This is a genomic window from Alistipes sp. An66 (assembly GCF_002161445.1).
Lineage (GTDB): Bacteria > Bacteroidota > Bacteroidia > Bacteroidales > Rikenellaceae > Alistipes > Alistipes cottocaccae.
In genome coordinates, this window is record NZ_NFHT01000006.1 from 99,578 (window position 1) to 119,969 (window position 20,392).

Consider the following 20,392-nt stretch of genomic DNA (forward strand, 5'->3'; position numbering starts at 1 on the left):
ACTTTAAAGATTGTTGTTTTCGGGTCTGTATTCGAGAATATCTCCCGGCTGGCAGTCGAGTTCGCGGCAGATGGCTTCGAGCGTGGAGAAGCGGATGGCTCGGGCTTTTCCGTTTTTGAGGATCGAGAGGTTTGCCGGGGTTATGTCGACACGTTCGGCGAGTTCGCCGAGCGAGATTTTGCGTTTCGCCATCATGACGTCGATGTTGATGATTATGGCCATAATTAGGGAGTTGTCAGATGGTTAGTTTTTGTTCTTCGCTGAGGTTCTGGCCGATGGCGAAGACCTCGGCGGCGAAGAGGATCAGGATGCCCATGATGATCATGGAGTAGGAGAGGTGGAGCGAGGTGTCGACCGAGAATCCGCTTTCGGCGAGGAGTTCTGCGGCGCGGAGGTTCATGGTGTGGCTCATGAAGCTGTTGACCAGTTCGGAGAGGATCGTCAACAGTCCGATCATGCGCAGATATCGGACGTTGCGGGGGTCGAGCGGGCGCTCCTCGCGGATCGAGCGGCGGAGCGAGTGGATGATCATGAACATCAGCACGATGATGGCGAGGAAGAGCACCGGGATGAGGAGTGTCAGGGCATAGATCCAGGGGCTTCCTCCGATCGATCGGAATGCGAGTCCGATGGGCGATCGGGTCGGTGAGGGTTCGTTGACGATGAGGTTGAGCCGGGTGATGCATGCGTCGGCGGCGGTCTCCCCGAGTTGGATCCGGTGCGTTTCGTCGGGTTGCCCGATGACACGGACATCGTTCAGCAGATAGATCAGGTGCGGGGTTCCCTTCTGGATCATTTCGGCCATCTCTTCGCCCATTTTCATGCCGGTGGCGGCCCCGCGGCTGAAATCCCCCAGCGTGGAGTGGATGATGCCGGTTACGATGACCAGAAAGAGGGCGATGTAGAGGAACAGGAGTCGTTTGAGGAGTGATTTTTTGTTCTGCATGGTTCCCGAAGGTTTTGTTTCCGAAGCAAAGATAGGATATATTTTTCGAAAAACAAGTAATATTTATCGTTTTTCGATAAAATTTTTGGGAGTAGCGGAAAAAAGGCGGCCGCAGATGACGGCCGCCGGGATTTCGGGATGCTTCCTGTGCGGGTGTTATTCCACGTTGTCTTTGAGCTGCTTCCAGTAGGATGCGTTTACGGCCATGCTGATCGAGATGGCGAGCACGTAGAGGACGAACATCACGATGAAGGTGATGAAGCCCACGTCGATGAGGTCGCAGAGGAAGCGGAAAATTCCCAGGACGATACCGACGATGATACCGACGACGAGCTGTACGGCGAACATGGTCCATTTGCTGCCGTATGTGGCGTCGTTCGAGGCCTTGATGGCCTGGATGGGGTTCTTCTCCTTTTCGATGAGGAAGTAGTAGGAGAGCGTCCAGGCGAGGGAGAGGACGATGGCCGGTACGATCATGAAGAGGACTCCGATGAGGATCGGGAAGACCATCAGCCCCATGGTGATGAAGTATTCACCCATATAGCGGCGGTATTTGCTGTCGAAGATGCCCAGGGGGTTGACGATTTCGCCTTTGGCCAGCCGGGTGGGGAGGAGCGTGATGGCGATGGTCGTTCCGACGTTGATGTAGGGCACCCAGATGGTGACGAGCCAGAGGGCCACGGCGGCGATGACCGAGGGGGCGTTTTTGAGCCCGATGGCGATCGCATCCTGCAACGTTGTCGCGAAGTCGAGTCGTTTTGTTTCCATAATCGGATGGTTTTAAGGGTTGATATTGTAAACAAATATAGTGAACGGTGTGTACAAAGGCAAACGAAAACGGAAGTTTTCAGATTTGACACTGCCGAACCGCCTCCTATGTTCTGTAAATATAGTAAAATTTTTTATCTTTGTCGTGTTAAAACAGCGGATATGGCAGAAAAATCGCTTTACAAATACCGGGTCGAGCCCCAGGAGGTCGACTTCACGCTTCGGGCGACGCTGGCGTCGCTGGGGTCGTCGATTCTCAACACGGCGGGTGTGGATGCCTACGGCAAGGGTTTCGGGGTGGATGTGCTGAATGCCGACAACCACTCGTGGGTTCTGTCGCGCATGGCGATCGAGATCGACCGGCGCCCGGAGCAGTATACGGACTATACGGTTGCCACCTGGATCAGCGACTACGGACGTGTTCTTTCGACGCGCAATTTCACGCTGACCGACGCTGCGGGCCGCGAATTCGGGCGCGCCGTGACGCAGTGGGCGATGATCGACCTGACGACGCGCTCGGCGGTGGATCTTTCGTGGGTCGGGCGCCAGCACGACGGGGCTGTGGTCCCGGTACCGCCCCCGGCGGAGAAGCCGCGGAAGATCCGCGAGGTGGCGCCCACGCAGCGCATGGATCACCGGGTCGTATACAGCGACATCGACTTCAACCGACACGTCAATACGATGCGTTATATCGAGATGATGCTCGACATGCTGCCCGTGGAGCTGCTGACCAGCGAAGCGCCGGTGCGGCTCGACATCCACTTTCTGAAAGAGTGCCGGCTGGGTCAGACGCTGACCGTGGGTTGCGAGCAGCGGGCGCACGGGGCGTTGTTCGAGATTTCGGGCGACGGCACGACGGCGGCGGTTCGGGCCTGCGTGGAGTGGAAAACCGACCCGTCGTCGAACGATTAACTTTCGGGCCGACTGCCGCGGAAGCCTCCCGTCCGGACCACATCGCCGGGCGGAGAGGTGCGCCGGGCGTGGGTCTCTGTATCAGCCTATGAAAATCACGATCGTGGGGCCCGCCCACCCGTATCGGGGCGGCCTGGCGTCGATTCTGGAAATCCTTGCACGGACGTTCCAGCGCCGGGGAAACGAGGTCGACATCCGGACCTTTACGTTGCAGTATCCGTCGCTGCTCTTCCCGGGGAAGAGCCAGACGGTGACGACGCCGGCTCCGGCCGACCTGCACATCACGCGATGCGTCCATACGATGAACCCGCTGAACTGGTGGCGGGTGGGGCGGCAACTCGGGCGCGAGCGTCCGGACTTCGTGCTGATGAAGTACTGGACACCCTTCATGGCGCCGTGCTTCGGGACGATCGCGCGGCTGGCGCGCCGTAACGGCCATACGAAGGTGCTGTGCCAGATCGACAACGTCGAACCGCACGAACACCACCTGATCGACCGCCCCTTCAACCGCTATTTCCTGCATTCGGTCGACGGTTTCATCTACATGTCCGAGCAGGTGCACCGCGAGCTCGCGGCCTACACGTCTGCTCCGGCGCTGTTTTCGCCGCACCCGCTGTTCGAGAACTTCGGCGAGCGGGTCGAACGCACGGAGGCATGCGTGCGTCTGGGGCTGGATCCTTCGCAGCGCTACGTGCTCTTCTTCGGACTGATCCGCGACTACAAGGGGCTGGACCTGCTGCTGGACGCGTGGGCGCAGCTCAAACGGAGCGGACGCACGGAGGGCCGGCGATTGATCGTGGCCGGGGAGTTCTACACGGCGCGGGAGCCCTACCTGCAACGCATCGCCGTCCACGGCTTGCAGGAGGAGGTGCTGCTGCACGACCGTTTCGTGCCGGACGAGGAGGTGAAATACTACTTTTCGGCGGCGGATTTCGTGGTCCAGCCCTACAAGACGGCGACGCAGAGCGGTGTGACGCAGATCGCCTACCAGTTCTGCGTGCCGATGGTCGTCACGGATGTCGGGGGGCTTGCGGAGATCGTTCCGGACGGCCGCGTGGGTTACGTGTGCGCTCCGACGGCGGAAGGGGTCGCCGCGGCGATCGAACGCATGTACGAAGGGGATGCGCTGGACCGCTTCCGTCGGAACTGCGTCGGGGAGCGGCGGCGTTTCTCGTGGGAGGAGATGTGCAACCGCATCACGGAGCTCTACGGACTGGTCGGCGGGCGGTAGCGGTCGGCGCCGGCTGGAATGAAAAGGGACGGAACCCAAATCGGGTTCCGTCCCTTTCGGTTCGGATGCCTTTGCAGGACTTGTGCGTCTGGGGAGGTATGGCCGCCGGAATTGTCGGACTCGATGATGTATGTTCCGGTCGGTTCACGGTTTTCATCCCGGGTTGCGCACTGCCTTCGGCGATCAGGCCTGTGCCGTCGGCTCCTCCGACATGGAAACATTCTTCCAGCCCAGGAGTACGATGACGAAGGCCACGATTTCGAGGATCGTTTCGATGATGCCTCCTACCAGCGGAATGAGTCCGATGATCCAACCGATGATTCCGAGGATCATGGCCGTGAAGAGTTTCGACATGCCGCGGCGTGCTCCTTCGGGGAATGTTACGGAATTTTTCAGGTTAGCGTAGGCGATCAGGAGCATGATCCACGCGATGAGGTTCAGGATACCTCCGACGAATCCCAGCATCGGGATGCAGGCCACGATGGCGGCCACGATCGAGAGGATCGTTGCGGTGCGGATCGAGCCGATGCGCGGGGCGTCGGCCGGGTTCACCAGCTGTTTGAAGATGTCGAGGGACTTGATGAAGAGCCAGTATCCGTAGATGACGGCTACGGTGGCGAGGATTTCGAGTATATCCCAGATTCCGAATCCTCCGCCCGACAGGTTACCTCCGGCAAAGGAAGCGACGGCCGAAGCCGCGCTGCCGATCGTGCCGATGAATCCGAAGATCGAAGCGGCGATTGCCGCAAACGTATAGATCATAACGGCCTTGTACAGATCGGCGGTAGTTTGTTTCCACGAGTAGTTCTGATTGTCCATAGTTAGTTGATATTGGGTTTTTCGAGTCCGTAATTTTTTCTGCGGTCTTCAATTTTGAGGTAGAAGCTGAAAATGAAAGCCAGGATACCGAAGGTCGAGAAGATGATCATCGGCACGGTATAGCCACCCGTAGCGTCGAGGACGAGTCCGATGAGCAGCGGCACGAGGCAGAGTCCGACGTTCTGGATCCAGAAGATCAGGCAGTAGGCCGATCCGAGGACCTTTGCGTCGATGATTTTGGGCACCGAGGGCCAGAGGGCCGCCGGGACGAGCGAGAACGACACGCCGAGGGTTACGATCAGCAGCAGGGCGAGTCCCTTCGAGGGGAATGCGGGCAGCAGGAAGGCAAAGCTCAAATGGCAGGCGATCATGATGATGGCGCCGATCATGAGCATCGTGGCGCCCTTTCCGCGGAAGTCGAGCATGGCGCCGAGGAAGGGTGTGAGGATCATGGCCAGGATCGGGAAGCAGCTGAACAGCCGGGCGGCCGATTCGGCGTCGATGTTTAGGGTCACTTCGAGGAAGTTGGGCGCATAGCGCTGGAAGGGGAATATGGCCGAGTAGTAGAGCACGCACAGCAGGGCCACGAGCCAGAACATCTTGCTGCGGAAGATCAGACCGAGGTCGCGGATGTGGAACTCCTCGTCAGCGGATTTCTGCTCTTTGAGTTCACCGGCGGCGATGAGCTGGCGGTCGAGTTTGCGGTCCATGTATACGAATACGGTGTAGCAGAGCAGGCCGACGACGAGCAGGGCGGTGCAGAAGGCCACGGGAGCGACGATCGACTTGTCGAAGTGGTTGGAGATCATGGGCGAGATCCACATGACGGCGAAGACGCCCAGACGGGCGATGGCCATTTCGAGTCCCATGGCCAGCGCCATCTCCTTGCCTTCGAACCACTTGGCGATAGCCTTCGAGACGGTCGTGCCGGCCATTTCGCATCCGCATCCGAAGATCATGAATCCGAGCGACGCCATTTTTGCGCTTCCGGGGAATGCCACCCACCAGCTGTCGAGCCACGTGCAGAATGCCGTGGTCTGGAACCAGTCGGAGATGCCGACGAACTTGATCGAAGCGCCGATGACCATGAGCGACGCGGAGAGGAGACCCGTGAATCGGATTCCCATCTTGTCGAGGATGATTCCTGCGAAGATCAGGAAGAAGACGAAGACGTTGAGGAAGTATTCCGAAGCGGCATAGGTTCCGAACGTTCCGCTGTCCCAGCCGCGGGCCGACTCGATGAGGGATTTGAGCGGGGACATGACGTCCACGAACATGTATCCGAAGAACATCATCAGGGCGATGAGCACCAGAGCCGTCCATCGGGCCGCGGGCGAATCGTTGAGTTTGCGTTGGATAGTTGCTGTCATATTTGCAGGGTTTGAATTAGTTTTCGAGATTCGCATAGCGTTTGAGCACTTCGTACGCTTCGGTGATTCCGAGTTCGCCGGCCTTCGAGAGGTCGAGACACCCCTTCCGGGTATCCTTCATGAAGATCTGGATGACGCCGCGGTTGTAGTATGCCTCGGCGAAGGCGGGGTTCAGGGCGATGGCCTTCGAGTAGTCCTCGTAGGCTTCTGGGAGGCTGCCCGACAGGGCACGGAGGTTGGCGCGGTTGTAGTATGCTTCGGCGAAGTCGGGGAAGAGTTTGACGGCCTTGTTGAGGTCGGCGACGGCCTCGTCGTAGCTGTACGTTCGTTTCGAGTTGTTGTTCAGCCGGTTTGCGGGATCGGAGTCGATCGAGATCCGCTGGTATGAGTTGTCGATCGAGGAGATGAAGTCGATCATTTCGGCGCGTGTGGTCGACCGGTTCAGATAGAGGAAGGGGTTCGAGGGGTTCTGCTCGATTGCCGTCGAGAAGGTGTTCACCGAGTTGGTGTACTGCTTGATGAGGGCCTGCGAGACGCCCCGTTCGAAGAGCCGCGGCCACGACGCATCGCCGGCTTTGAGCCGCCGGACATACTCCTTGTCGAGCATGACGAGCGTATCGGGCGCGATGTTGCTTTCGCGGCACGAGAGGGCGAGCCACGGGTTTCCGATCCGTTTCTTGAAGTCCTCGATGCGTTGCAGACGGAAGGCCTTGACGTCGGGCAGCGTGTCGGGACGCATGAGCGTGAATTTGAACAGGGGCAGCAGACGCATCTCCTCGTGTCCGCCGTTGTGGCCGGTGATCCGGTCGAAGCTGCTGCCGGCGAATTTGCTGTCGAACGACAGCAGGCGGTCGAATCGCTGGGTGGTGTCGGCGAAGATCGAGTAGGTGCTGTCGCTCAACCGCGAACGGTATTCGGCGATTTTGCGCCGTGCGGTTTCGCGGTCGCTGCGGGCGCCCTGGGGGTCGCGGAGGAGTTCGCGCAGCTGCCCGCGGTAGATGTATGCGTTGGCGAAGTCGGGATAGAGTTCGATGGCCGAGGTGTAGTCCTTGACGGCCTCTTCGATTTCCCCCAGCTGGGCGTGCACGCCGGCGCGGTTGTAGTATACGAGGACGTTGTTCGGCGAGTAGAGCGCCACGCGGTCGTAGTCTTCCAGTGCGCGGTTGTAGTCACCGATCTGGGTGCGGAGCATGGCGCGGTTGAAGTAGGTGAGCGAGTTGGTCGAGTCGAGCTGGATCACGCGGTCGAAGTCGGCCAGGGCCTGCATCGGGCGGTTGGTGGCGTTGTAGACCAGCGCGCGGTTGAAGAACGAGAGCAGATACGTTGAATCGCACTCGATGGCCTTGTTGAAATCGGCCTCGGCCTCGGCATAGCGCTCCTGATCGAGATAGAGTCCTCCGCGGCGGTTGTATCCGTTTGGGTTTTCGCGGTTGGTGCGGATGGCGGTGTTGAAGTTTTCGTAGGCCCGGGTGGTGTCTTTGAGGTGGAGGTAGCTCAACCCGCGGCAGATGAAGGCGTCGGCGACCTTGTTCTCCTGGCGGATGAATTTGTCGAAATCCTCGATGGCCTCCTTGAACTGCTGGTTCAGCAGGCGCGTGACACCTCGGCTGTAATAGGGGCCGGGGAGGTCGGGGCGCAGTTCGATGGCCTCGCGGAAGTCCTGCAAGGCGTCGTCGTAGTTTCCCAGGCGCGAGCGGGTGATGGCGCGGTAGGTGTAGGCCTGCGTGTAGACGGGGTTGAGGCGGATGGCGGTGGAGAAGTCCTCCTCGGCGCCGAGCAGGTCGTCGAGGTTGTACTTGGCGATACCGCGCAGGAAGTAACCCTCGAAGGCGTCCTCGTCGAAGCGCAGCAGGATGTTGAGCGTGCGGATGGCCTCCTGATAGTCGTTGTTCATCATGCACGAGCGGCCCATCCAGAAGAAATACTCCCGGTTGTACTGGGCACGGGCCTGCGGGCTGCACAGCAGTGCGATGCCTGCCAGGATGGCGATGATGAACTTCCGCATTTTTCCGATCTTTTGTTTCAAACGACCTTTCGCGCCGCTTTATTGTCCGATTTTTTCAGTCCGTCGTTCTGTTTCCGTTCTGTTCCCGGGGCCGGATTCCGCACCGGGGGGGGCTTTGGCGATAGTCCTGCGGTCCCGGGTGCCGGTCGGTCGTTACTCCGGGTCGTATCCGAATTGTTTGAGTTGCCGTTCGTTGTTGCGCCAGTCGTCGCTGACCTTGACGAAGAGTTGGAGGAACACCTTCTTTCCGAGGAACTGTTCGAGGTCCTCGCGTGCGGCCTGCCCGACGCGTTTGAGGCGTTCGCCCTTGTGTCCGATAACGATTCCCTTCTGGGAATCGCGTGCGACGTGGATCGTGGCGGCGATTCGGTCGATGGCGGGCTCCTCCTTGTAGGCGTCGATTGCGATTTCGCAGCAGTAGGGGATCTCCTTGTCGTAGAATCGGAGGATCTTCTCGCGGATGATCTCCGAGGCGAAGAAGCGCAGGGTTTTGTCCGTGAGTGTATCCTTCGGATAGAAGGCGGGGCCTTCGGGGAGGAGTTCGAGGATGGTCCGGAAGAGTCCCTCGATGTTGAACTGCTCGCGGGCCGAGACGGGGACGATGCGGGCCTCGGGGAGGGTTTCGTGCCACCGGGCGACCAGGGCATCGAGCGCTGCGGGATTCGAGAGGTCGATCTTGTTGACGACGACGATGGTGGGGATGGCACTGCGGCGGATGTTTTCGAGGATTTCGGCCGAGCGGTCGCTCTGCTCGACGGTATCGGTGACGTAGAGGATGACGTCGGCGTCGGTGAGCGCGCCGTTGACGAACTTCATCATCGACTCCTGCAACTTGTAGGCGGGTTTCAGAATGCCCGGGGTGTCGGAGTAGACGATCTGGAAGTCGTCTCCGGAGACGATCCCGAGAATCCGGTGCCGGGTGGTCTGGGCCTTTGCGGTGATGATGGAGAGGCGTTCTCCGACCAGCGCGTTCATGAGTGTGGATTTCCCGACGTTGGGATTTCCGATGATATTTACGAAGCCCGATTTGTGCATGAATAGTCTTTTTTGATTTTCAAAGGTAGAAAATTATTCGATTTTTTCCTATATTTGACCAATACAAACACATAAAACAGTTGCCTATGAAGTGATAAAGATTTGAATTTCAGTTTTACGAGAACTAATTCAGTTTCACCACATGAAGCGTCGACGCAAATAGTGATCTCAATCATGCATTCAGAATTTGGATGTTTTGAATTGCGGAGATGAATTAGGGTGAAGTGTCTATCATTTTTGGAGGTGGTTATTTTTGAACTATTTATGAATGATTAATGGTTAAGAATATGAAGAAATTAATCTCTTTGCTGAATATGCTTTTGTTATTGAGCCTTGTCTTGCAAGCACAAGCGCAGGTTCAAGATCATTTGATACGAGTAAAACGTTTCCATGATTATGGACGTGATTATCTGACGATAATAGATCCCAAATTATATGTGGATCCGGTCGGAATGGTAACTCGTATTTATGGTTATAATTTTTATTCTCTTCAAGATGATCCTGTTACAATAGGTATTGGATATCTGGTTAAGGAAATCAACGGTCGCTCGACGAAAGAAATGGATGAGGACGAATTCTATCAAATTCTTGATAATCATCGTGATAGCGTGTTGCTTACTCTTTGGAAAAATTGTTCGACGAAGCCATATCAAATCGTGCTTCATGAGACAAAAAGGCCGGATTTATTCAATCTTTTGGGGATTACCTCGTCAGACTTTCTCAAAGCTCGGGATATTACCCCTGATTATATGAAGAACAGGATGGATAAACGAAAAAAAGAATTTGATAGAACAAAGACATATTGTACAGAATTAATTGATAAGGATTTTGATTGGTTTTTTGTGTCAACATATGATTTTATGCTTGAAGGGAATGATCCGTTAATGGATAAAACCATATTGGAGCACTTTGTTTCCTGCGGATTGCCTTCGCATTGGAAACGAGATACAGAACATCCAGATGTTTTAATCTCTATTTCGAAGAATGCGGATGAAACTATCTCGTCCACTTATGTTCCACCAACGAGTCGTGTGGTAAATACGGGAAGTAAGATGACATCTCAATACAATTTTTTGTCAAAGGGTTATGATTACATAACCAGACAACAGAATCGAGTGATTCATGAAGGGGGATATACGGAAACGACAAAAGATACGAATATTTTTCTGGAACTTTCTATTCTGGATACCAAGCGGATTGATGATCCGAATCAGACTACACCACCCATTATCTGGCAGATGACACTAAAACGACATGTGTTGAATGCGGATTTCAATATTCTGGATGAATATATGGCTTATGCATCTTGGTCTGCAAAAATTCCTACTGTATATGATCGACCTGTCCATAAATCTATAACAGCTTATTATTCCAATGTCGAAATGTCAGGACGAACGATAGTGTCTATAAGAGAAAATAGTTCGGCGCAGAAGATGGGTTTACAGGTTGGCGATGAGTTTATAAAAGGGAAAGCAGGGAAAAAATGGGTAACAGATTTGGGAACAATCAACTCTTATTTCCATTATAATTGCAGTTATAAGGTAAGGCGAAATGGCAAAATTGTAATAGTGAATGGTACGGTGTGCAATTTATATGGCGATATAATATTTAAATATTGGTTACCATCATCCAGATTTGAGAATTAGAAACGAAAGGGACTGTTTACAGACAGTCCCTTTCGTTTCTAAGATTGGAGAGCAATTACCGCCGGCGCATCATGCCGGGCATCTTGGGCATTTTCAAGCCGCCGCCCGCCACGGCCTTCATCATCTTGCGCGTATCCTCGAACTGCTTCATCAGACGGTTGACGTCGGCCATGGTCGTTCCCGAGCCTTTGGCGATGCGTTCGCGGCGCCGGGCGTTGATGATCTCGGGGTGTTCGCGCTCGGCGGGGGTCATCGACGAGATGATCGCTTCGGTCTGCTTGAAGACGTCGTCCGGGATGTCGACGTTCTTCAACATCTTGCCCATGCCGGGCAGCATCGAGGCCAGATCTTTCAGATTACCCATCTTCTTGATCTGCTGGATCTGTGCGATGAAGTCGTTGAAGTTGAACTGGTCCTTGACGAGTTTCTTTTTGAGTTTGCGTGCCTCCTCCTCGTCGAACTGCTCCTGGGCGCGCTCGACGAGCGAGACGACGTCGCCCATGCCGAGGATGCGGTCGGCCATGCGCTCCGGGTGGAATACCTGCAAGGCATCCATCTTTTCGCCGCTGGAAATGAATTTCAGGGGCTTGTTGACCACCGAGCGGATCGAGATGGCGGCACCGCCGCGCGTATCGCCGTCGAGTTTGGTGAGGACCACGCCGTCGAAGTCGAGCCGGTCGTTGAACTCCCGGGCCGTGTTGACGGCATCCTGACCGGTCATGGCGTCGACGACGAACAGCGTCTCCGAGGGTTTGACGGCGGCCTTGATGGCCGTAATCTCCTGCATCATGGCCTCGTCGACGGCCAGACGTCCGGCCGTATCGACGATCACGACGTTGTAACTCTTCTGCCGGGCGTATCGGATGGCGTTTTCGGCGATCTGGACGGGATTCCGGTTCCCCTCCTCGGTGTAGACCTCGACGCCGATCTGACCGCCGAGGACCTTCAACTGGTCGATGGCCGCGGGGCGGTAGACGTCTCCGGCCACGAGCAGCACCTGGCGTCCCTTCTTGCTTTTGAGCATCGAGGCGAGTTTTCCGGAGAAGGTGGTCTTACCGGAACCTTGCAGACCGGCGATGAGGACGACGGCCGGCGTACCTTCGAGCCGGATGTCGGTGGCCGTACCGCCCATCAGGGCAGCGAGTTCGTCGCGGACGATCTTGGTCATCATCTGTCCGGGCTTGACGGCTTTGAGTACGTCCTGCCCGAGGGCTTTCTGCTTGACCTCGTCGGTGAAGGTCTTGGCGACCTTGTAGTTGACGTCGGCGTCGATCAGCGCGCGCCGGATCTCTTTGAGGGTTTCGGCGACGTTGATTTCGGTGATGCGGCCCTCGCCCTTGAGGATTTTGAACGACCGTTCGAGTTTGTCGGTCAGGTTTTCGAACATATCTGTTTAAAATTTCGTGCGTTTGTATTTCGCGCAAAGTTAAGAAATAATTCAGAAAGCGCAATCCGCGGGTTGAAATTTGTGACAGCAGGTCGGGGCCGTGCGACGAAAAACGGAGAGTCGGGTCATGGCCCGACTCTCCGTTTTTGCGGGAATCCATGTTCCGGACCGTTTTCCGGGTCCGGGCGGATGATTACTCTTCGTCGTCCTGTTCGGCGTCGATCTGATCCTTGTACTGATCGAGGATCTCCTGGGGGATGCCGTCGCAGCGGACATAGAGCGAGACGTTGTCGGCATTGTCCGTAGCGATCCAGGTCATGCGGTCCGGGAAGAGGTTGCGGATGATGTATCGGTGTGTCCAGTCTCCGTTTTCGTAGTCGTACATGCCCCGGATGACCGAACCGAGCGACTCGTCGGTATAGAGGTTGTAGCTGCCGGTGATTCTGCGGGGTCCGAAGCTGTCGAGGTTCTGGTAGATGGTGAACTCCTTGCCGTTGCGGTAGGCGAGATCGATGTAGACGTAGCTGCCTTCGGCCAGTGCGGCTCCGTTGTTCCAGGATTCGAGCTTCCAGGTTCCGGAGATGTTGTAGAGCGACACTTCAAGACCGGGATCTTCGTAGCTCTTGTCGTCGTCGCATCCTGCGAAGGTTGCGGCAAGGATCAGCAGAAACGAGAATTTGAGTAGATTTTTCATATTTTTCACTTGTTGTTCACGGTTTTGGATTCGTTGTTGTCGGCGTCGATTCGGACGGTTACGGCACTTTTCCCGGGCGGGAGTCCCACGCCGCGGATGAATACCGGGATGCGTTCCGGAGCGCGGCCTGCCGCGGGGTCGAACCGCACGGTCAACTCGCCGATCGCACCCGGCAGGAGCTCCGCAGGGGAGAATTCTGCGCGGATGCAGGGGGGCAGGATCCGGGTGTCGATTCCGATCCGCAGGGTGTCGTTCCCGCCGTTGAGGCACTCGATGCTTTCGGCGGCGGGCGCCGTACCGGTGAAACGGATCACCTCCTGTTTGAGGAGCAGGTTGCCCCGGGCGTAGGGATAGGCATAGGTCGGGCGGGCCGAGGGGATGACCTCTCCGGCGAGTTCGAGTGTGGCCGTCGGGGCGTTTTCGTCGAGCTGCGTGAAGAGGAAGATCTTCCTTGCGAAACTTCCCGGATGCCCTTTGGGGTGGTAGGTCACCGTCACGGAGGCCTTTTCTCCGGGTTTCACGGGGCGCTTGTCGAAGGTCGGGACGGCACATCCGCAGGTGGTCCGCACGCGGGTGATGACCAGGGGCGTCTCTCCGTTGTTCCGCCACGTGAAGACGAAACTTTTCGGTCCGTCGTCCTCGCCGATCGGTCCGGTTTCGATCCGCGTGCGGTCGAAACGCATCGCCTGTGCACCATGGGCCAGTGCGGGTTGTGCCATGCTGTCGAGGCGCTCACGCGGAACGATGTGGAACTGCCCCCGGGCGGGACGTGCGGCGACGAGTGCCGCCGCCGTCCCGAGCGGGACCAGTACGTAACGTATGAAGCCTTGGTGCAGCATGGTTTTTTCTTCGGGCTGTTAGAGCCAGCCGCTTCCGTTGGCCGACTTGCGGACGGTGATGTTGAACGAATGGGTCTCACCGTTGCTGGCCTTGATGGATGCCGGGGTGGCACCTTCGGCCAGACCGGTGAATACGGCCTTGCCGTTTTCGATCTTGCCCGAAGCGATCGCGGTGTTTTCGATCGTAAGGGTGTAGGTCAGCGATTCTCCGTTGACGAAGTAGCGGGCCGGGGTCTCGATCACCTTGTTTTCCTCGCCGATTCCGAGGTAGATGTTCGGGAAGGAGACCGCCGTGCCGGCCGACTCGTTTTCGACGGCGGCCAGGAGCTTGTCGGCATTGACGAGACCTCCGCTTTTGCCGGCGTATTGCGACAGCTCTAAGATTCTGGGATAGGTTTTGCCCAGGTCGGTCACATAGTGGTAGTACTTCTTGTCGCCGGTGAGGTACTCGTCGATGGGGGTGACGCTCTCGACGATCAGTTTGCGGAATTCGGCAGCCGTGAAGTGCTTGCGCAGCTGGGCGGCATACGAGAGTCCCAGGGCGGCCACACCCGAAACGTGAGGACAAGCCATCGAGGTACCCTCCATGTAGCCGTAGCAGGTGTCGTCGCTGACCTGCGGGGGCAGGGTCGAGAGCACGCATCCCACGGCACCGCGGGCTGCGGTATACTCCGGGGCCGACGGGTCCTTCTCCCCGTCTTCGCGGATGTCGACATAGTCGAAGTAGTAGTCCTGGTCACCGCCCGGGGCCGCGATGTCCGAGAAGGTCCCGTAGTTCGAGAAGGTCGAGATGGTGTAGTCGCCAGCGATGGAGTTCACGGAGATGCAGTACTCGGCGGCTCCGGGGAATCCGGCCGCGGGGGCGTATTCGTTTCCCGAGGAGAAGATGGGAATACCGCCTTCGATGGGGCCGTTTGGCGATCCGGCGTTGTAGACGAAGTAGTCGAGCGACGCCTTTTCCAGCGGGCAGGCTGCCTCCCACTCCTCCTGGGTCGCGAAGCCCGGGGTGTTTTCATATCCGTTGGCCGCGCTGGATGTGTATCCCCAGCTGCACTGCAGGATGACGGCACCGTTGTCGGCGGCATACTTGAAGGCGCGGGCCAGGTTGATGGTGTTGCTGGACGCGCTTCCGGAGAAGATCTGGCACGACATGATCTTGACTCCGGGCTTCTCTTCCGTACCTCCGGCGATGGAGGCGATTCCGATTCCGTTGTTGTTGCGGGCGGCGATGACTCCGGCTACGTGCGTGCCGTGTCCCGTGTCGGCCGAGGCGTCGCACGAGATGATTCCGGTGTTGTTGACGAAGTCGTATCCGTAGTAGTCTCCGGCATAGCCGTTCCCGTCGTTGTCTTCACGAGCCCCGTAGGTTTCGCCCTCGTTGATCCACATGTTGTTGATCAGGTCGGGGTGACGCCAGTAGATACCCTCGTCGAGCACGGCCACGACGATCGACGGATCGCCCGTCGAGCGTTCCCAGGCCTTTTCGCAGTTGACATCGGCACCGACCTTGAATTTGGCTTTGGCCACTTCGGGGTCCTCCTCCGGATCGATGATGAAGTAATCCTTGTAGCCGCGGTTGATGATGTGCCACTCCCATTTCAGGAGCTGGTCGTTGTAGACGTACCCGTTCTCGCCGTCGGCGCGGGTTGCCGGGGCGTTGAGCAGCCTCTTGGGGAAGGGGACGGGCTTGCGGTCGGTGCGGTAGGCGCGTTTGATGGTGCGGTTGGGCGTTGCGGTCTGCACCTCGCCGAGGGCCGAAAGCCGGTCGACGACCTCCTCGACGCTGTACTTGTCGCTGAAGCGGACTACATACCACAGATGGAGCCCGGCCTCGCGTGTGCGCTCCTCGTGGAGGGCGTCTACCGGGAAAATGCGTTCCAGCTCGCATTCGCCGAGCATGTCGAGGACTTCGTCCACGGAGTAGATTCCGCTGCGTGTGGCGGGAGCCCCGCTTCGGGTTTGGGCCAGGCCGCGTTCGTCGAGCATGTCGCTCACCGCGGCATCGAACTTCACGATGACCTCTCCGGCCATCTCCGCGGGCTCCGATGCGGATTCGGAGCCGGTGGAAACGGAGGGTTCTGCGAGGTCTTCGGTTGAGCAGGCATTGAAGGCGATCAGCGCCAGGGCGCCGAAGGCCGATATGAGATATTTGTTCATTTTCATCTTGTCGAATCGTTATTATCGCGTGGTTCCGGCGTCGTCGCCGTTTTCGGCGTCGTCTTCATCGGTCATGTTGGCCAGTTTCTTTTTCGGATAGGCCTGGTAGTAATAGTCCATGTTCGCGGGTTCGTTGGAGAAGCCGGCCAGATTGCCTTGCTCATCCTTTCCTTCCTGGTTGAACAGCAGCGTGAAGGGGTCCCACCAGTCGAGAGCCGGGTGATAGAGCACCCAGTCGGGCAGGGCGCCGGTCATACGGTTGAGGTTCAGGGCGAGCATCCTCAACTGGGGCATCACGCGCTTGATCCGGTTCTTGACCAGGATACACTCCCCTGCAGCATCCTTGAGCGAGTCGGGAGCCTCGGTGTAGACGGGTATCGACTCGTCGTCCTTGAAGTCGGGGATCGGTCCCTGGAGATAGTTCACCGAGAGGATCAGCGTGTCGAGGCCCGTAACGGTCTGCTCGCCTTCGGATGTCGTGACCTCTCCGGGCTCCCATTTGAACAGCCACGAGGGGAATTCTCCGAAGCTGCCCATATTCGAGTCATATTTGGTATGCTGATAGAGGCCTCCGAAGTTGGTGGCGATGTTGTTGCTCAAATCGTAGACCAGGCGGCGCTGGTTGTTTGCCATGCGCAGGACGTGGAGCTTCGGGAAGTTCGTCGGGTTGATGATGTCGGGGATCTTCTCGAAGTTGTTGCTGCTCAGGTCGAGGTACTCAAGGTTCCGCAGGTTGGTGAAGTTCTCGTCGAGTTCCGTCAGTCCGTATGCACCGATGGTCAGGCGCTTCAGCTGGCTGAGTTCGCAGATGTACGGGCCGGTGCTGAGGCTGAGTTGGAAGGTGTTGACGTTGCTGTAGAACTCCAGTTCTTCGGCTGCGGTGAGGTATTTCACCTCGAAGGGAATCCCCTCCTTGATGGAGAACATGTAGAAGCGGGCGGCCTTGACACGGCCCTTGAGCGAGTCGACATACCCCTCCATTCCCTCTTCCCAGAGGGTTACGCCGGCCCAGTTGTCCATTTTTTCGCCGGAGCTTTCCCAACTGGATGCCCAGACTTCGAGTGTGCGGGCGATGCTGAGCAGGGCCACGGAGTCGCCTTCGCGCGAATTCGGGGTGATAGGCTCTGCGGCGCTCTGTTCGATGGTGAGCTTGTCGTTGCGGGCGAGCATTTCGGAGGTCACGTTGCTCTCCGAGGTGGGGACGAAGGAGACTTCGGCGGAGCGTTCGTCTCCGGAGTTGATGCCCCAGTTGAAGCGGATGGTGACCTCGCGCGGGCGGAGCCCGTGGTCGAGAGCGACGTCATAGCGGTCGAACTTCACCCAGCTGGTCTTGTCGTCGGGGACCTTGACGTCGAAATCGACATTGGTCCTGACCTTGACGTCGAAGTAGCGTTTGTCGAGCGAGGCGTAGTTTTCGATATTGACCGTCGGCTCGTCGAGCGTGATGGCGTAATCGAATCCCTTCTGTTCGATCCGGATTTCCTGGTATTCGGCGCTGTTTCCGGTTTTGACGATACGCACGACGCCGTTTCTGACGGTGTTCGTGATGGCCGAGTCGATGTTCAGGCTGCACTCCGTGGACTTGTATCCGTTTGCAGGGGATACGGTGATCCAGGGCACGTTCGAGATGGCGACCCAGTTTTCATTGGCCGAGACCTTGATTTTTTTCGTACCTCCGACGGCATCGATGGAAATCGAGTTGGTGTCGGTTCCGAAAGCGACGGATTCGTCGGCCGTGGAGCAGGCTGCCAGAAGTGCCGCTGCCGCGAGGAGCGAGGTTGCGATATGGTTGCGTATTTTCATGGTTATTCGAGCATTTCGGGACAGTTGATGATATTCTGCGTTTTGTCGTAGATCAGGTTGTAGGCGCCGGCCTGCCAGTAGTAGCAAATATCCGAGGCATCGAACGTGATGTTGGGGTTGTCGCTGATGTCGAGGTTGTAGATCAGGTAGGAGATCGTGTCGTCGATTTTCCGCAGGTCGTTCGAGCCGACGAAGAGCCCTCTCAGTCCGGTGTGCTTGTAGATTCCCGTAGGCCACTCCTTCAGGCAGCGGTTACCGTTTGCATCGCGCTGGCCGCGGACGGCGTAGACCGTCAGGGTCAGGGCATCGGTCGCCTCCCAGGGGAATGACGAGAAGCTGTTGTAGGAGACGTCGACTCCGTAGAGATAGGGCAGCGATCCGGCATGGAAATCCTTGGGGAATTTCGTCAGACTGTTGTATGTCAGGTCGATCGAGATGAGGTTGGCCATGTGGGTGGGCTTGGGGCTGGTGAAGCACTCCTCCTCGAATCCCGTCATGCCGTTACCGGCCAGCAGGATGTAGCTGATCTGCGAGTTGCTCTTGGCCAGGCAGGCGGGGTACTTCTCGATCCGGTTGCCCGAGAGGGTGAAGGTCGTGACGTTGATACCCTGATAGGTTCCGTCGTCGGCGTTTTCGAAGCCGTCGATCTGGTTGTATGCGAAGTTGGCGCTTGAGAGGAAATACGCGCTGGTGCTTGAGAAGATGTCGGGGACCTTCGTGAGCTGATTGTACGACGCCGAGAAGGTATCCAGGTCATCGGTATTGCAGAAGATCCTGCGGCTGTTGTGGTCGACGGTCCTGAAGCCCTTGATCAGGTTGTTGTCGAGGTATAAATCCACGGGTCTGAAGTTGTTGCCCGGGGCGTCGATATAGCCGTCGCCGGTCGATCCGATCTTGTTGTTGGCCAAGTCGAGCAGTCCGAGACGTCCCATTTTGGCGAGGTCTGCGGAGGGGAACTCTTCGAGGAGGTTGTCGCGGGCGTAGAGCATCTGAATGACGCCCTGCGAGCTGCCTTCAGCCAGATTGTGGATGGTCTGCAACATCTCCTCGTTGCTCCAGCCGGGGTTTTCGGCGGTGCCCTTGTTGCAGGAGAGGTTGACCTGGATCAGGGCGGGCATCTCTTTGACCTCATCGGGCAGGCCGTGGAGGTTGGGGCAGTTGTAGACTTCGAACAGGGTGCAGGACTCCAGTTTCCCGATCGTCGAAGGGAGTTCCGCGATGGGGCTGTTGGCGATGTAGAGGTATTCGAGCTTGGTCAGGTTGCCGATTTCGTCGGGCAGGCCCGTGAGGTTGTTGCAGAACCGTCCGGCGATGACATCCTTGGGCTGGATTTCGAGTTGTTTTCCGGTTTTCCGGTCGAAGATCTGGTCTTCGGTATACCCCTGTTCGTAGAGGTACATGGCCGGGCTTGTGAGGCTGTGCTCCTTGAGGGCCAGGGCGCAGGGGTAGGACATCTGGGGCTGGATGTGCGTAGCGGCCAGATATTGGCGGTTGTACTCCATCCGGTTCCGGTTCCGCTCTTCGAGCGACTTCGACTGGTCGAGCATCGGGTCGTAGGTTCCGGTGTTCATGTCGTTGTGCGTACCGAGATAGAGCTCGACGAGCTCGGTGAGCTGGCCCAGGGCTGCGGGCATGTCGCCGCTGATCCCGAACTCGCTCAGCACGAGTTTGGCCACGCGGCCGTTGGAGTGCACCTCGACACCGGGCTGGGTGGTCCAGAGGTCGGGGGACTTGTTGAAGTCCCAGTTGCAGCCCTTGGCGTAGGTCTGACCTCCGTAGTACCAGTTTTCGCCGTCGAGGGCCTCCCAGATGGCCTTCAGGGCGTATCCGTCCTGAATGTACTCGTCGGCCTCGTAGAGGGTTACGGGGACTTCGGCATCGACGGTCTCGTTGTCCGCAACGGTGAAGTTGCTGTCGGGGAACTCCTCTCCGGTGTGGGATTCGAGCACGAGTTTGTTGGAGTCGTAGGTGACGAACCCGGTGATTTCGTAGGTTGCGGCGGGGAGCGAGAGGAGCGAGTCGCAGGTGATCGACGAGGTCTGATACCCGAAGTCGTCGCTTTCGCGGTCCTCCTCGTCGAAGTGGATCGAGAAGGTGGACTCCAGGTAGGTGAAGGTGATCTCCTGTTCGTCGGAGTTCACCTTGTGGACGGTGACGTCGAAATAGGCGATTTCGTCGAAGGTATACTCCCGGGTTCGCGAGGAGGCGCGGGATTTCCACTCGCCGGTGAGCTGTGAAATGTCCTTGATCAGGTTGAAGCGGACCTTGCCGCGGGGGGCGACATTGGCCGTGAGGTCGTGGACGGTCAGGCCGCCTGCGACGATATTTACGATATTGTTGTTATTGGAGTGGTCGGGCGTACCGCGGTAAATCTCCTCATCGTCCACGTCGTAGAGGCTGAAGGATACGATCTGGTACTCTCCGGCCAGGAGCTGGAGCTTGTCGCTGCGCAGGCCGAATTCGGCGCTTTGGTTGTCGGCGGCGCTGAGGACCATGGTCTGCACGATGGATGTATTTCCGGAGCGGAGCTCGACGCTCAGTTTCCGGGCGGCATGCAGGTAATCGAGTTCATCGACAACGGCCCGGGACTGCGAGGCGGGAGCTCCGGGATAGGAGGCCTCCTTGTAGATTTTGAACTGGATGTATCCGTAGTCCCTTTCGCGGTTGTCGATACCGTCGTCGTCGGAACAGGCTGCGGAGCAGAGTGCGGCACAACCTGCGGCGAAGGCGAATATGGTTTTGAAATTGAAAAGTTTCATGGAAAACTAATGTCTTGTAAA

At 57.6% G+C, this 20,392-nt stretch carries 16 protein-coding genes; 3 read left to right on the plus strand and 13 right to left on the minus strand.

The annotated features are described in order from the left end of the window. Window positions 1-3: 3 nt before the first annotated feature. The 3 genes from B5G16_RS06010 to B5G16_RS06020 form a co-directional block, all read right to left on the minus strand. The gene (locus tag B5G16_RS06010) at window positions 4-222 is read right to left on the minus strand and encodes a helix-turn-helix domain-containing protein (RefSeq protein ID WP_087262232.1); all 219 of its coding nucleotides are present in this window, start codon (window positions 220-222) and stop codon (window positions 4-6) included. A 13-nt stretch (window positions 223-235) separates the two neighbouring features. After that, on the minus strand, window positions 236-946 hold the full coding sequence (locus B5G16_RS06015) for a DUF2975 domain-containing protein (protein WP_087262234.1): 711 nt from the start codon (window positions 944-946) through the stop codon (window positions 236-238). A 156-nt stretch (window positions 947-1,102) separates the two neighbouring features. Continuing rightward, window positions 1,103-1,714, minus strand: a complete 612-nt coding sequence (locus B5G16_RS06020; protein ID WP_087262237.1) for a hypothetical protein — start codon at window positions 1,712-1,714, stop codon at window positions 1,103-1,105. Between the two features lie 162 nt (window positions 1,715-1,876). On the opposite strand from B5G16_RS06020, the gene B5G16_RS06025 reads away from it, so the two are divergent. Further along, complete coding sequence (locus tag B5G16_RS06025) at window positions 1,877-2,626, plus strand: acyl-[acyl-carrier-protein] thioesterase (protein WP_087262239.1); 750 nt, start codon at window positions 1,877-1,879, stop codon at window positions 2,624-2,626. Between the two features lie 88 nt (window positions 2,627-2,714). Continuing rightward, window positions 2,715-3,857, plus strand: coding sequence for a glycosyltransferase (locus tag B5G16_RS06030; protein WP_087262241.1), 1,143 nt, complete (start codon window positions 2,715-2,717; stop codon window positions 3,855-3,857). Window positions 3,858-4,040: 183 nt separating this feature from the next. Here the strand turns inward: B5G16_RS06030 and B5G16_RS06035 are convergent, their stop codons facing one another. The 4 genes from B5G16_RS06035 to era form a co-directional block, all read right to left on the minus strand. Continuing rightward, window positions 4,041-4,676: a hypothetical protein gene (locus tag B5G16_RS06035; protein WP_087262243.1), complete on the minus strand. Its 636-nt coding sequence runs from the start codon at window positions 4,674-4,676 to the stop codon at window positions 4,041-4,043. A gap of 2 nt (window positions 4,677-4,678) precedes the next feature. After that, the gene (locus B5G16_RS06040; RefSeq protein ID WP_204228036.1) at window positions 4,679-6,046 is read right to left on the minus strand and encodes an MFS transporter; all 1,368 of its coding nucleotides are present in this window, start codon (window positions 6,044-6,046) and stop codon (window positions 4,679-4,681) included. 16 nt (window positions 6,047-6,062) lie between these two features. Then, entirely contained in the window at window positions 6,063-8,051 is a 1,989-nt protein-coding gene (locus B5G16_RS06045; RefSeq protein WP_087262343.1) for a tetratricopeptide repeat protein, read from the minus strand. Window positions 8,052-8,204: 153 nt separating this feature from the next. Beyond that, window positions 8,205-9,086: a GTPase Era gene (gene era, locus B5G16_RS06050; protein WP_087262245.1), complete on the minus strand. Its 882-nt coding sequence runs from the start codon at window positions 9,084-9,086 to the stop codon at window positions 8,205-8,207. Between the two features lie 287 nt (window positions 9,087-9,373). Here era and B5G16_RS12550 point away from each other — a divergent pair, with 287 nt between their 5' ends. After that, window positions 9,374-10,732, plus strand: coding sequence for a hypothetical protein (locus B5G16_RS12550; RefSeq protein ID WP_143260840.1), 1,359 nt, complete (start codon window positions 9,374-9,376; stop codon window positions 10,730-10,732). Between the two features lie 55 nt (window positions 10,733-10,787). On the opposite strand, the gene ffh is transcribed toward B5G16_RS12550, so the two are convergent. The 6 genes from ffh to B5G16_RS06085 all read right to left on the minus strand — a co-directional run bounded on the left by ffh (window position 10,788) and on the right by B5G16_RS06085 (window position 20,371). Next, complete coding sequence (gene ffh / locus B5G16_RS06060; protein ID WP_087262249.1) at window positions 10,788-12,119, minus strand: signal recognition particle protein; 1,332 nt, start codon at window positions 12,117-12,119, stop codon at window positions 10,788-10,790. Between the two features lie 193 nt (window positions 12,120-12,312). After that, complete coding sequence (locus tag B5G16_RS06065) at window positions 12,313-12,813, minus strand: hypothetical protein (RefSeq protein ID WP_087262251.1); 501 nt, start codon at window positions 12,811-12,813, stop codon at window positions 12,313-12,315. Window positions 12,814-12,818: 5 nt separating this feature from the next. Beyond that, window positions 12,819-13,652, minus strand: coding sequence for a DUF1573 domain-containing protein (locus tag B5G16_RS06070; protein ID WP_087262253.1), 834 nt, complete (start codon window positions 13,650-13,652; stop codon window positions 12,819-12,821). Window positions 13,653-13,670: 18 nt separating this feature from the next. Next, window positions 13,671-15,815, minus strand: a complete 2,145-nt coding sequence (locus B5G16_RS12855) for a S8 family peptidase (RefSeq protein WP_162612030.1) — start codon at window positions 15,813-15,815, stop codon at window positions 13,671-13,673. 15 nt (window positions 15,816-15,830) lie between these two features. Next, window positions 15,831-17,612 carry a BACON domain-containing protein gene (locus B5G16_RS06080; protein ID WP_239405998.1) on the minus strand — a complete coding sequence of 594 codons (1,782 nt, stop codon included), beginning with the start codon at window positions 17,610-17,612 and terminating at the stop codon, window positions 15,831-15,833. 2 nt (window positions 17,613-17,614) lie between these two features. Further along, window positions 17,615-20,371: a DUF4458 domain-containing protein gene (locus tag B5G16_RS06085; protein ID WP_087262255.1), complete on the minus strand. Its 2,757-nt coding sequence runs from the start codon at window positions 20,369-20,371 to the stop codon at window positions 17,615-17,617. Window positions 20,372-20,392: the final 21 nt, after the last annotated feature.